This is a genomic window from Actinomycetota bacterium (assembly GCA_030682655.1).
Classification (GTDB): domain Bacteria; phylum Actinomycetota; class Coriobacteriia; order Anaerosomatales; family JAUXNU01; genus JAUXNU01.
The window spans coordinates 1-13,212 of record JAUXNU010000131.1 but is presented as its reverse complement, the minus strand read 5'-3'; the positions used below and the strand labels follow the sequence as shown (position 1 = coordinate 13,212).

The 13,212-nt window shown below is 62.4% G+C and carries 7 protein-coding genes; 2 read left to right on the top strand and 5 right to left on the bottom strand.

All coding sequences use genetic code 11. From position 1 onward, the window contains the following. Window positions 1-268: 268 nt before the first annotated feature. Window positions 269-592, bottom strand: a complete 324-nt coding sequence (locus tag Q8K99_08285; protein MDP2182552.1) for an antibiotic biosynthesis monooxygenase — start codon at window positions 590-592, stop codon at window positions 269-271. 547 nt (window positions 593-1,139) lie between these two features. On the opposite strand from Q8K99_08285, the gene Q8K99_08280 reads away from it, so the two are divergent. Next, the gene (locus Q8K99_08280) at window positions 1,140-2,279 is read left to right on the top strand and encodes a site-specific integrase (protein ID MDP2182551.1); all 1,140 of its coding nucleotides are present in this window, start codon (window positions 1,140-1,142) and stop codon (window positions 2,277-2,279) included. A gap of 156 nt (window positions 2,280-2,435) precedes the next feature. On the opposite strand, the gene Q8K99_08275 is transcribed toward Q8K99_08280, so the two are convergent. The 4 genes from Q8K99_08275 to Q8K99_08260 form a co-directional block, all read right to left on the bottom strand. Then, window positions 2,436-4,331 carry an AAA family ATPase gene (locus Q8K99_08275; GenBank protein ID MDP2182550.1) on the bottom strand — a complete coding sequence of 632 codons (1,896 nt, stop codon included), beginning with the start codon at window positions 4,329-4,331 and terminating at the stop codon, window positions 2,436-2,438. Continuing rightward, window positions 4,328-6,664 (bottom strand): AAA family ATPase, encoded by a 2,337-nt coding sequence (locus Q8K99_08270; protein ID MDP2182549.1) that lies wholly within the window; start codon window positions 6,662-6,664, stop codon window positions 4,328-4,330. The genes Q8K99_08275 and Q8K99_08270 overlap by 4 nt, the downstream gene beginning before the upstream one ends. A gap of 63 nt (window positions 6,665-6,727) precedes the next feature. Beyond that, window positions 6,728-9,790 (bottom strand): SMC family ATPase, encoded by a 3,063-nt coding sequence (locus Q8K99_08265; protein ID MDP2182548.1) that lies wholly within the window; start codon window positions 9,788-9,790, stop codon window positions 6,728-6,730. After that, on the bottom strand, window positions 9,787-10,938 hold the full coding sequence (locus tag Q8K99_08260; protein ID MDP2182547.1) for an exonuclease SbcCD subunit D: 1,152 nt from the start codon (window positions 10,936-10,938) through the stop codon (window positions 9,787-9,789). The genes Q8K99_08265 and Q8K99_08260 overlap by 4 nt, the downstream gene beginning before the upstream one ends. 768 nt (window positions 10,939-11,706) lie before the next feature. Here Q8K99_08260 and Q8K99_08255 point away from each other — a divergent pair. Next, window positions 11,707-13,212, top strand: a 1,506-nt coding sequence (locus Q8K99_08255) for a type IV secretory system conjugative DNA transfer family protein (GenBank protein MDP2182546.1), incomplete at its 3' end; no start/stop codon positions are given.

Here is a 13,212-nt window from a genome sequence, read left to right as displayed (position 1 = left end):
TCACTCCGGCACCCGCAAGCTCCTGACCTGCGGTAACGCCGACCCCTAGATACACGCCGTGTCGGCGTGTTCGCGCCCGTTTCCACAGCTCAGACCCCGTAAACGTGTACTATTGGCGCAACACAGCTGCGGAACGCAGGTATGGGGCCGTGACGCATTCGTCGTGGGCCACACTGGATGGTCTTGTAACCAGAAAGGCCCGGAACCCGAAGGCTCCAGACCTGTAGTGCTGGTGGGCCATAGTGGTCAGACTACGAACGGCAGCCACCTACGCTTGAACGCTGACCTCGTAGCGTTCTCCCGCAGGTGGCCCGGCAAGAACCTCTGCCAGTTTGCCCATCAACTCGCGGTAGAGAGGCTTGGTCTCAAATGCGGTCAGGTCCGCTTCTGTCTCCCACAGATTGAGCGAGATGGCCTTACCCGTGTCGCGCTGCGTCAGGAGTAGCTGGCCTTTGAACCCCGCCTGCTCTTTCAAGACGGGCACAATACCCTCTTGGACGATGCGACTTGCCTCGTCCACTTTGCCAGGTTGAAATTGGACATCCACCGCTCTCGCAAACATGGTCTCATCTCCTTGGATGGAGCGTGCCATACGCGCGCTCCGTGGAGTCGCTCCCCAGCGAGTCCAAAGGAGTCTATACCCCTCGCGGTCGTCTATCCACCGAAGAGGTGCGCGAGACTCCCGGGCCATCGTAGACGGGCTTGTAGCCCTCCGTCGAGTGATGGCTGACCAGTCTTCGTGTTTCGGCTGAGCGGCGGCCGCGGGGCGAACAGCTATTGGATAGCCTCCTACCAGTACAAAGACCCCTTCGGACTCCTAGAAATGGAGCCCTCTGGGGCCTTCAAGAATCCATGGTGGGCGCTAGAGGATTTGAACCTCTGACCCCTTCCGCGTCAAGGTACGTCGTGCTGACCGCCCGGGTTCGCTGAAGTCCGGTTTTCGCAGATGAGAGGCTTGCGGGGACATCGGCGGACGTCGGCGAACACCAGCGAAATGAAACGCGTTGCTACATGCGTTGCTACACGGGCGCTCCAGAAAGACCATGCGACGCGGAAGTCAGGAAGCGGTAAGCCGTTCGTGCAGACTTGTGTGAGGCGGCGCCAAAGAAGTCGCCTCGGAGAACAGGAGCTGCGAGACGATGGGTAAGCGAGCCAACGGCGAACACTCGATCTATCAGCGCAAGGATGGCACGTGGTGCGCCGCCATCGTCTGCGATGATCCCGCGACCGGCCGGCGCACGCGCAAGGTCCTCTACGGCAAGACCCGCACGGAGGTCCGGGGCAAGCTCAAGGCCGCCGCCGAGCGCGCCGAGGCCGGCGCTCCCGTCCGTGATGCCAAGGCGACCGTCGCCGCGTGGCTGGCCCAGTGGCGAGCGACGACGCTCAGGGCCTCGAGCCGCAAGGCCACGACGAAAGAGCTTTACGAGATACTCTGCAAGCGCCACCTGGAGGTCGAGCCGTTCGGGGCCATCCCGCTCGACAGGCTTCGGCCTTCAGAAATCGACAGACTTATCCTGGCGCTGAACGACAAAGGTCTGTCCGATGCGACGGTGCAACGCATCTTCACCGTGCTGCGCGTCGCGCTCGCTGGCGCCGTGCGAGACGGTCTGATCGCCCGTAACCCCGCGGCGTCGGTGAAGCAGCCCTCGGTCGCCAGGAAAGAGGCGCGCTACCTCTCGCCCACCGAAGTCGCCTCTCTGCTGAGGGCGGCCAAGGACTCGCGGTATCACTGTCTGCTCTCGCTCATCGCCGCAACGGGCCTTCGGCGCGGCGAGGCGGCGGCGCTCAGGTGGAGGGACCTGGATCTTGCGGTCGGGACACTACAGGTGTGTGGGACGCTTTCGCGCATCGGAGGCAAGCTCGTGGTCACCGAGCCCAAGACCGCCAAGTCCCGCCGCACTCTCCCACTGTCTCCGTCGGTGGTGGCGATGCTCAAAACGCACCGGAAGCGGCAAGCGGCCGAACGGACACGCGCCGGCAGCGTGTGGGCCGGGACGGATCACGTCTTCACGACGGAGAGCGGGACCGCGGTAGAGCCGCACAACATCCTTCGCGCCGTCATGGTGGCGGCAAGCGACGCGGCCCTGACGGACGTCGGGGTCCACACCCTGCGCCATTCCGCCGCGACCACGTGGCTCGAGAACGGCGTGCACCTGAAAGCCGTGTCGGAGCTGCTCGGACACGCAAGCATCGCGATCACCGCCGACATCTACGGGCACGTGTCCGACGAGACGGCACGCGGTGCGATGGCGACGCTGTCTGATGCGATCGGGCTTTAGGGGATGTGCGGACGAGTGAAAGATGTCTTGACGACGCAACCTTCTGCCCGCATTCTCTTGGCCGGACTTAGTGGACGCGTTTGTAACTACTGCAAGGCAGCTCTGAGCCTCGCGATATAGGCCATTGCGTCCACGAAACCATCACGAATGCGCTCGTCAGATCTCGACGATGATCTCCTCTGGCCTGAACCAGCCGTTGTCAATCACGTGCGCCACGACCGCCTGTGGGTCGGAGGAGTACGCGACTAACGCAAGGCTACCTTCAGCTCGGCTGCACGTGACGTACAAGAGGCGGCGCGTCCGATCGAGCGTCGTCTCCCTCCCCTCGTCTACGTTCTTCAGGTCAGCAGAAGAGAGCGCCTTTGCGCCAAACAGCTTCTCGTAGTTGAACATGAAGCCGCGGGCCTCGGAATCATCCATGACAACCATGACTCGGGCAAACTCCAAACCCTTCACGCCTTGGTGTGTGTCGAATGGCGCGGCACCCGACACGTATGTCTCGAATGCAAGCAATTCGGAGAAGGGCGCTTCGAGGAACGCAGAGATCGCAGCTGCATCAGCCGGCAGGGGGTTTGACTCGTCCGTCTCTGACGTTGAACCCTCGCTCACCGCCACTCGCAACGTCACCGAGGGTCTCAGACTGTCGGGAAGTGAGAAGAGACCGCTCTCCGCGATGTTCTCCAGAATGGCTCCCAGTCTCGGCTCCCCTCCCGACCAGAGGGACATCAGGCCCGCAACGGCGTCTCGCGCAAGCTGGAGCTGTTGCCGTGGTTCGGCCGCCGTGCTGAGCACCGACCGGCTCAGAAGCGGTGAGCGTTCCCTGACGATCTTGGCCGTTGCGAACTCGTCACCAGCTTCTTGCGCCGTCACGACTGGCAGGACATCATTCGTGAAGAATCGCAGCGCGGGCAGTGTTCCGTCGAGCAGGCCCTGTCGGAAGTCCTCAAAGCCGTAGAGCGGCTCAAAGACGTGCTGGAACCCCATGCGTTTCGCGGCCATGTGATGTTCGAGTGTGAGGATCTTGCAGTTGTCGCGGCCGCCCCATTCGGGGTCACCGGAGACTTGCGCCATGCGGCAACGTACTGCCTCCTCGACGCCTGCCTTGTCGGCGATAGACTCAGACGGCAGCACGAATAGCCTTACGCAGCCATCGACGCCGTCATATCTGGGCTCTTGGACGTGGCCATCGACGTCAAGCCGAATACGGTTGATCAGTTCAACGATTCGAACTGGGCATCGGTGATTGAGTACCTTCTCTGGCCGCGCCCAATCATCAGGCAGCGCTTCTTCGATTCGCTCCTTTCCGTCCGCATAGATGCGCTGCATGGTGTCGCCCAGTAGACCGAGGCTGAACCGTGCGCGATGTGCAGCTTGGACTTGGAGCAGGGCATCGATCAGGTGCCTGTTCGTGTCCTGGCTCTCGTCTATGAGCAAGCAGGGATACTGGCTGACCAGAATACGCTGCATCAGCGGCTTGGAGAGAAGACCCGCACAAATGCTGATGACCTCGCTGTGGTTGAGGGAAGACCGCTCCTTGTTGTCCCCGTTCGGGTTGTATGTGAACTTCTTGATCTCGTCCAAGCTGGAAAGGCGACGCGTCTTGGACTCGATCTTGGCAACTCGAACGTCGGACGCCTTGGTGCCTGACCTGCCCTTTGCTTCATCCGCCTCAAGAACGACAATCTCTTCGGCAAGGCTGCCTCTGAGAAACTCGCGTATGTCTGTCGTGAAGCCCTCGATGAGACTCCAGGCGAAGCTGTGGATAGTGGAAACGTGGAAGAGCGGGTCGAAATCAATACGACTCGTGATCTCATCGCATGCGGCGTTGGTGTACGTGATCACGCCAACCTTCTGCCCGCCAAGGCGAAGACGGGTCCCATGAGCGTCCCTTATGAATCCCAGCGCATTGACCAGCGAACGGGTCTTACCCGAGCCCGCTCCAGCGAAGAGGAAGAAGCTTCGCGGCTCCTGCAACGACAGGCACTCGGCTATCTCATCGTCGACGTGGTCATCCTTGTGGACATTCGACTCTTTGACAGCGGAATCGGTCATTCCGTTTCCCCACTTCCACCGGTCGCGGGAACAGCCAACTCAAGGTCCTCTTCCCGCTCGCACAGCTGCAGCGAGAGCCAGCGCAAGCCGTCTGCTATGTAGAGCGGAGGAAGAAGCGTCTTGGCGTCCGGAATCTCCAGTAGATCAAGGGCGAACTCGGCCTTGCGGCCGACTCGGAGAGATTCGAAGAGCGCTTGGCCAAGCGACTCGAGCGTGGCACTATCCGCGATTGCCTTGCGAATACGGGCAATCAGCCCGAGGCCGTCCAGATTCGTGAAGAGCCCGATGTTCTGATAGACAAGTGCATCCTCTAGGGTGTATGGGACAGCTTCGCCCGTAGTCCCCTTGAAAGTCACACTCAACGGACACTGATAGGCGACTCGAATCGAGAACTCCTGATCTGCATAGTCCTTTGCCTTGTCTGCCGCTGCCTTGTCAACCAAGGAATCGAGATCAGCGGTGACGGGGCACCAGGTCTTTAGTGTCTCGTTGCGAGTCTTCTGATTGCAGCCGCGCTTCGGGAGGACAGAGCACTTTCCGGCCTCGTCCGTGGCGTCGAGGTCAGTGATGATGAGCGTCGGCAGGCACAGTTGTTCAATGAGTGGCCTCAGTTTGTGTGCGTGGCTGCCTCCGATTTCCAACCACGTGATGTAGCGTTCGGTCAGCCCTTGGAACTCTTCGTGCTCCCGAATGAGGTGAGGCACGAGGATTCGCTCGGCAGGACCTTCGATCAGAACGGCTGCGTCTGCAAAGAACAGGTCGCAATGCGTGACCTTCAGGTACCGGGTGACGAACCTCTTTGTGGCAACGTCGCCACCGAAGACGTTGCCGAGATTCACGACACGCGACGTTGGAACGCTTCCGTCATGTGCGGGCATCCGTCGAAAGTACCTCAATGATTCGAACTCGCATTCGAGCGCCAGATGGCTAGAATGCGTACTCACCACCAGCTGCGTCGTGAACCTTGACGCGCCCTTCAACTCGCTGTGTCGGCGAAGGATCTCGTAGGCCTTACGTATGAAGACTTGCTGCACTTGTGTGTGGAGGTGCGCTTCCGGCTCTTCGATGAGCACTATGTGCAATGGGGGAATCAGCACGTCCGCTTCGGAGGAGATCTTCGCTCCCGCCTTTCCAACGCGCATCCATGCGTCGCGAAAGCTCATGAGTCGAAAGACCATCGAGATGAGATTCTGGTAACCCAGGCCATTCGAATCCTCGGGAAGCCGCAGGTCAACGGTGGTCCCGTTGTCAATAGCCTGGACGATGTACTGAACCGCGGCGTCGTGATTCAGACCATCAATTGGCCTCAATCGGGTGGAGATGCACAGGTTGGGGTCAGTCACACCCGGATAGCCAAGCCCTCGGACTTCCATGAGTGCCTCCGAGAACGCCTCCTCGAGTCGACCATCGAAGGCGGCCTCTGCAAGTGCAATAGCCTTGAGCGCCTCTAGATCCTTTGCTTCGGGATGTTCAGAGGGATCTAGGTGCCGATTGTAGTACTGTCGCAGCTGATCAGAGAGCTTCCTCGTACCAGTCGAAGACGCGATGATCTGGACGCTGTCGCTGTCGACGCCTCTTGCGCTATCGGCAGTTCCAAAACCACGCTGGGCACTAATCTCGTCGATTCGAATGAGCCCCTTCAGGGGATCGCCGTCAATCGGTTCGCTTCCTGTTGGGAGTGATTGGAGCCCAGCGAGTCCGCAATCTGGCTCCTCAAGTTCCTTCGGGTCCAGAACGTACGCCTTGACTTCGAACATGCTACCGATTCGCCTGCGGAGGAAGTCAGTCAGATTCGCCGGCCACAGCGGGACGTCCGCGTAGCCCTGCTCTCCTTCACCTGCTTCTCCCTCGGCCAGTTCAACGGCGGTCGCCCGTATCGAAGTGACGTCAGATCGAGAGCTCAGATACTCCTTCTGCAGTGCGAGTTGGTCCTTGGGCTCGTATCGCAATCTGACACCAATGAGCCCGCCTTCCCAGTCGAGCGTGGGCAGTATCTTCTGAACGTAGTGAATCTCGTCGTCCTCAACGTGCAGCCAGACGTCACAAACCGGTAGAACGGGCTCCCACAACGGATCAGGAAGCTGGTCACCCGCTGTCGCCGCGTCCTCCCATGTCTGCCCAAGCGCGTCAATTGCGGGCCAATGGGAGATCGTGAAATCGTTGGGGGAGAAGCTGCCGTGTTCCCGCGCGAGGAGAAAGTACCGCAAGGCAACCATGGCAGAGGTCTTTCCGCTATTGTTCGCCCCGACGAACACCGTCTTCTCACTTGAGAAGCCGATTCGAGCAGACACAAGCTTTCTGAAGTTCGCTATCTCCACGAATTCAAGGCGCATCTTGGTCTCCATACTGGGCAACTGAACACCCCGTTTGTGGAACGCTCGCCAATTCGTCGCGCCCTACGGCACTACGAACCGTGTGGAACTACCTCCCAATCCCCCGTGTACCTCGAGGCGCGCATCGATGACCTGTCGCAGTTCCGGCACATGGGAGATCACTCCGACGAGGCGACCGGCGACATTGAGTTCCGCGAGGGCGTCCATCGCCAAGTCGAGCGAGTCGCGGTCGAGAGCCCCGAAGCCCTCATCGATGAAGATCGTCTCGAGACGAGTTCCGCCTGATTCCGCCTGCACGGTCTCGGCCAGCCCGAGAGCCAAGGCCAGAGCCGCGAGGAAGCTCTCGCCACCCGAGAGTGTGACCGCGGGCCGGGAGCGATTCGACCAGCCGTCGAACACGGCCAAGTCGAGCCCGCTGGCGCGCTTCATGTCAGTCGCCTCCCGCTGTCGCTCCAGCCGGTACCGCCCCTTGCTCATGTCCAGTAGGCGTATCGTCGCAGCCTGCAACACGCTGTCGAGATAGGCACCGAGCACCCAGCGCTGGAAGGAAACCTTCGCCCCAGGCCCCTGGCCGTTTGCGACGTCTGATAGGACGCCTATGACGCGATACTGTGCTTCGACTTCGGCGAACCGGATATCAAGGTCGTCGAGGTCGTCACGCACCTTCTGGAGCGTCTCAATTCGGCCATCCGCATGGTTCTGCGCGGTGAGCATTTCTTTCGCCAGATCGGCAGCTTGCTGCGCGAGAGGGATCAGCTCAGCGACCACGCCGGCCTTCGGATGTGCGAGCGCCGCCTTCTTTGCCTCAGCCAAGCTGCCCTTCGCCTCGCTCAAGGCATCACGATGAACAACAATCATGCTCTCTATTTCGAGCAGCTTCTCTTCGAGTACCGCCGCCTCTTCGTAGGCCGACTTGCTCGAGAAGCCACCGCGCTCGAGTGCGGCAACGAACGCCGCGGCGGCGGCGGTCTTAGCCTTGCGAGCCTTGGCGACAGCCTTCGCTGCCGACCTCAGCTCACCGTCGGCGACGATTCGCGCTTCTCTGGCTTCCGAGTTCGCCTCCTGCGCCGCGGCAAGGGCTGCCTCAAGCTGACCGAGGGCGACCCCTGCTGCCTTCAGCTGGCGCTCGGCGACGCCGGCGACTCGAAGTCCGGCGGGCACTCGCTCGGTAAGGCCTTCGAATCGCGTGCGCGCCGCTACAAACGTAGCCGAACACGCCTTCTCGTCCTTCTCCGCCGAGCTCAGGGACTTCAGCTCGTTGACCAGATGTTCCTTCGCGCTGGCGACAATCTCAGCGGGGTCGCCTAGGGAAGCCAGCAGCTCCTTGAACTTTCCACAATCCCGCTCGCACCCGGCAAGTGCCTTCTCGGCCTTGATCAGGGTCACACCGGATTCGACGTCAGCACTGCGCACCCCCACACGAGCTTGCGCCGCTGAGGCTTCCGCCTCGGCGTCTTTGAGAACTCGATTCGCTTCATCGAGAGTCCTGCGGGCGCTGTCGACACGACTCCGGGCGGCGTCCAGTTCCTCGTCGCCGACCGCAGTTGCTGAGACCGCAGGCTTTGGGTGCTCGGTCGAGCCGCATACTGGGCACGCCTCGCCATCCACGAGCGACTGCGCCAGGGCCGCAGCACGGCCGGCTCGCCAGGAATCCTCAACTTCGGCGCACCGCTCCTCGGCGGCCTCCAACAGCTTGCGCGCCTCAGTCTCGGCATCCCGCGCTTTGGAGCTCGCATCTTGGGCTGTCTTGTGTGCATTCTTGGCGTCCTCAAGCGCTCGCACGCGCTCGACTACTCGTTCGGCCTCCTGTTGCCGCACGGCGGCCGCATCCAAAGCGGCCGCCGTATGGACCGCGTCGGCGACTCGCCCTTGTGCGCCTTCAAGCGACAACTTGGCCTTGTCGAGACGGTCGCGGGCATCTTGTGAAGCCGCCTCCGCAGTGTGCATCGTCTGCTGGGCCGCGTTGCGGGACTTCTCGGCGTCCTGCCACTCAGCTACAAGCCCCTGCATCTCGGTCAGCTTGCGGACGGCATCGTCGGCAGCCTTGCGCTGGGGTGCGCGTTTCTCCTCGGAGGCAAGCGCCTTCCCGGCTGTCTTCTCGTTGGCCTTGGCCTCTTCGAGCGCGTCGTGGGCGTCTTCCTTGTCAGACACAGCTCCCCGCAGGTCCTCGTCTGCGAGTTCTTCCGCCTCGGCGGTAGGCCGGACTTTCTCCGCCTTCCGGCCAGCGGTCACCACAGCTTGCAGCTCTGCGATCTCTTCCTTGCGCTGGACCAACAGGTCCCATGTGCGCTTGGCTTCTGCGAGCGCAAGTTGGGCAGCATCGGCATCCTCTGCAGCTTTCAGGCGTGCGGCAGCTTCTTTCTGAGCCTTGTCAGCCTTCATGGCCTCCCTACCGGCGGCTTTCGCGAGACCAACCGCCTCTTCCGTGAGCGCGACTAGCTCGGCGTCGCTCGTTGCCCCAGCTTGGCTGAGCCATGCGTTGCGCGTGACGCACAACTCCTCGCGCTTCTTCGCGACGTCGCGGGCGCGTTCCCAGAGCCGACGTTCGAGTGCCGCGTACTGGCCCGTCTTGAAGAGCTGCCTTAGTATCTCCTCGCGCTTGTCCGAGCCGGCCGCCAGCACGTCTCTGAACTTGCCCTGCGGCAACATGACCACTTGCCGGAACTGCTCGGACGAGAAGCCTAGGAGACCGCGCACCTGCTCGGTCACCTCCCGGATCTTCGAGGCGAGGAGCTTGCCCTCGGTTCCCGTTGCGGCGTCGGTGGTCTCCCAAAGAGCGGCATCGGCCTGCTTGGTCACCAGACCGCCAGAGCACCGCTGGGACGCCAGGTCCTGCTTGGGACGTCGGTGGACTCGGAAACGTCTCTCCCCTAGCGCGAAGTCGTAAGTCACCTCAGTCGGGAGAGTGGGATCTGCGGATTCACATCTCATCTGAGCGCCTTGGCGCTCGCCACCGCTGGTGTCGCCATACAGCGCGAAGACGATGGCGTCGAGGATGCTCGTCTTGCCTGCCCCGGTCTCGCCGTGGATGAGGAAGAGCCGGTTCATGCCGAGCTCGGCGAAGTCGATCGTCTCGGTGCCTTGGAATGGCCCGAATGCCTGCATCCGAAGCTTCAGCGGTCTCACGAGGCCACCTCCCGACGCTCGCGCTCAAGTTCGCCAAGCACAGCTTCGAGCTGCAGTTCACGCTCGGCGCCGAGGGCACGCCCCGTGACGTCCTCGAAGAACTCGGCGAACAGCTCGTCTGTCTTGCGGGCCTTAGGCAGACACACGGGGCCCGTGCTCGGTCCGCCGTCGATGGTTTCCCTCGTGAGCGAGAGGATGTTGGGGTAGAGCGTCCGAAGCCGCTGCATCGGGTCCAGCGCCGACTCGCTATCGGTGAGCTTCACTTCCACGTAGGCGTCCTTGTGCAGCGGGTCGACTGGACCGGCCATGAGTTCGTCGAAGGAGCCGATCAGGCGAATGAGCTCGTGGCGCGCCGGGAGTGCAACTTCCTCGCAGACCACGCCACCATCGGAGTCCATGTCGACGATGGTCACGGACTTGCGATGGTCGGCCTCGTCGAAGGAATACTTCAGCAGCGAGCCCGCGTACCTGACTCGGTCCGTCACCGCCTGGGGGCGATGCAGGTGGCCGAGCGCAACATAGTCGAACCCCTCGAACACGTCGCAGGAGATCTCCCCGGTGCCGCCGACCGTCAATGGGCGTTCCGATTCGGAAGGCGCCGCACCGGTCACAAACGCGTGTCCTACGACGACGTTTCGGGAGTCGTGGGGCATCTGCTCGCGAATCATAGCGATGTGTGCGCAAATCGCGGCCTCGTGCGTGTGGATATCTTCCCTGCTGAGATCACACCGGGCCGTCTCGGGATCCGTATAGGCCAACGGCCAGAAGACCACGCGTACCCCATCGGCACCAACAATCTCGACGCCTTGGGGCCGCGCGCCGACCGCGCCAACCACATGGACCCCAACTCGGCTGACAAGCCCGTTCAGATACTGGAGCCGCACGGGACTGTCGTGGTTGCCCGCGATCATAACTACGGGAATCCGTAGCTCAAGCGCCATGTGACCCAGGACGTCGTTAAGAAGCTCCACGGCCTCGGTCGGAGGGACTGCGCGATCGTACACGTCCCCCGCGATGACAACCGCGTCGACTCGCCGCTCCTCGGCAAGACGCTGAAGTGCATCCAGTGTGAACCGTTGGTCAGCCGTGAGATGTTGGTTGTGGAACAGGCGCCCTAGGTGCCAGTCACCGGTTTGGATGAAGCGCAACTGCGTTCCCCTCCCTCGCTCCACATCGGCCCCCGCCGATGATGTGGACCACTCTCGCCTACGCGTGTCCAGCAACATCCTACGGCAGTGGCCCGACATCGAGTCTGGAGACCGTCACCAGGGGCGGCATCTTCAGCTATCCGCCCCTGGCTATCGGGCAATCCTCGCACTGCCCCACCAAGCACACTATGTGTCCTGCACGGCCGACGCCGGGCCGAACAGACCAACAGGATTGTAACCGTCGCGCAAGACCAGGCTAGCCGCGTTTCCGCAGGTAAACGAAACGAGGCACCCCGAAGGGTGCCTCGAAAAACGCTGGTCGGATTCAGCGGACGCGTTTGTAACTGCTGCACACGTCGGCCAAGGTCGCTCTGTGCCCGCTGCTAAGGACCAAGATCCAACAGCTGATACCGTTTTAGATTCCGGTTCAGCTCCCGCAACACCTGTTCGACATGTGGGAGGTCGCCAACCTGATGACGCAGGCGAGTCTCCCACATTCTCTTGAGTCCCGGCCTCAGGAGCGCCTCGTCCAAACGAGATGGGTATGTCCGACTGGGCTATGCCCTATCTTGACGTCAGGGACATCTTCCCAGAACGTCCGACTAGGGTGCCTTTGGCCGTTTCTGGACACATGCCTCGAAATGTCCTAGGCGACAACCCGGTCTGGCGGCGTGAACGGCCCGCCAATCACAAAGTCCGGGGCCACCAGCCCCCTGTGCTACCTTTCGCCGCAGCTCGATCCAAGACGCTGAGGTCAAGGAGGCGCACGTGGCTCGGAAGGCCGAGATCTGGCGAGTCGCGTCCACCGGCGTGGCGGCGTGCATAGCCGCTGCCCTCATCCCGTTAGCCCTCTCCGCCCTCGCCTCTCTCTCCCTCGACCGATCGGCGCGCACCGCGCCGCTGACGACGTGGGCGCTCTCCCCGCTCCCCACCCGCTGGCTGACCGCCGTCACAAGTCCGGCCACACTCATCCTCTCACTCCTCCTCATCGCCATCATCGTGGCCTGGTGGGTCTGGATCTCCGGCCACCTCATGCGCCCGCGCACCAGCGGCACCGGCGTCGTCGCCGGCATCCCGCGGACCGCCGGTCGCGGCGAGCATGGCACCTCGAACCTCATGACCCCCGCGGAGCTCGAGACCTCCGCAGTCACCTGGTCGCCCGGCACGACCCCGGTTCCCGGCGTCTCGGGCTTCGTCATCGGCGCGACGCCCGCCGAGCGCGGCCGCAAAGAGACCTACTACCTCTCGGGCTCAGAGGGCCACGTGCTCGTGATCGGATCGACGGGCTCGGGTAAGACGCGCCGGATCGTGCTGCCGAGCATCTACGCGCTCGGCGAACTCGGCGAGTCGATGGTGATTCCGGACCCCAAAGGCGAGCTCTACCTCACCACCTGCGAGCACCTCAAAGCCAATGGCTACCGTGTCGACACGATCGACCTGCGTGACCCCTCGCGCAGCGTCCAGTGGTCGCCGCTGGACCTGATCGTCGACCTGATCTGGTCGGCTGAGATCGCACACGCCGAGGACATGGCGCACGAACTCGCCAAGACGATCGTCTCGGCACAGCTCGGCGGGCATGGCGGCAATGAGGCGTTCTGGAACGCCAGCGCCGAAGCGATCATCGCGGCTACGGCGCTCCTGATCGCCAGTGAACCCAAAGGCGTCGACCCGCTCTCGCGCAACATGTTCAACGTCTACCGGGCGCTCGGAACGTATGGCAAGGAGCGAACCGCGGTGCGCGCCGGCAGCATGCGGCAAGAGACGATCTATCCACTCAAGGAGATCATCGAGGGTCTGGACGATCGGCACCCGGCCAAGGTCGCCTACCTCGCCGCGAGTCTTGCCACCGGCAATACCGCATCGAGCATGTACACGACGGCCGCCAATGCACTGAAGATCTTCTCGAACAGGAACATGGCCGCGCTCACCGCGCGCTCCGAGCACAACCTGGCCGACGTGGGGCTGCGCAAGTCGGCGGTGTTCATCATCACGCCCGACGAACGCGACGCCTACAACGTCATGGTGACGATCTACGTACGGCAGCTCTACCAGGCACTCGTGAAGGCTGCCAATGCCCACGGCGGGCAACTTCCGGTGCCGGTCAATATCCTGTTCGAGGAGTTCGGCAACATCCCCAAGATTCCGGAGTTCGTCTCCATGCTCACGATGGCCCGGAGCCGCGGGATCCGGCTGCTCATGGTCGTGCAGAGCATCGAGCAGCTTGAGCGCTATGCCGAGGGGCGCGTTGAAGCGGCCTCGCTCATCGGCGGCAAC

Bases quoted from the DNA above. Each gene is read 5' to 3' on its own strand.
- Q8K99_08270 (MDP2182549.1), bottom strand. From the start codon at position 6,664: ATGCGCCTTGAATTCGTGGAGATAGCGAACTTCAGAAAGCTTGTGTCT.
- Q8K99_08285 (MDP2182552.1), bottom strand. From the start codon at position 592: ATGGCACGCTCCATCCAAGGAGATGAGACCATGTTTGCGAGAGCGGTG.
- Q8K99_08280 (MDP2182551.1), top strand. From the start codon at position 1,140: ATGGGTAAGCGAGCCAACGGCGAACACTCGATCTATCAGCGCAAGGAT.
- Q8K99_08275 (MDP2182550.1), bottom strand. From the start codon at position 4,331: ATGACCGATTCCGCTGTCAAAGAGTCGAATGTCCACAAGGATGACCAC.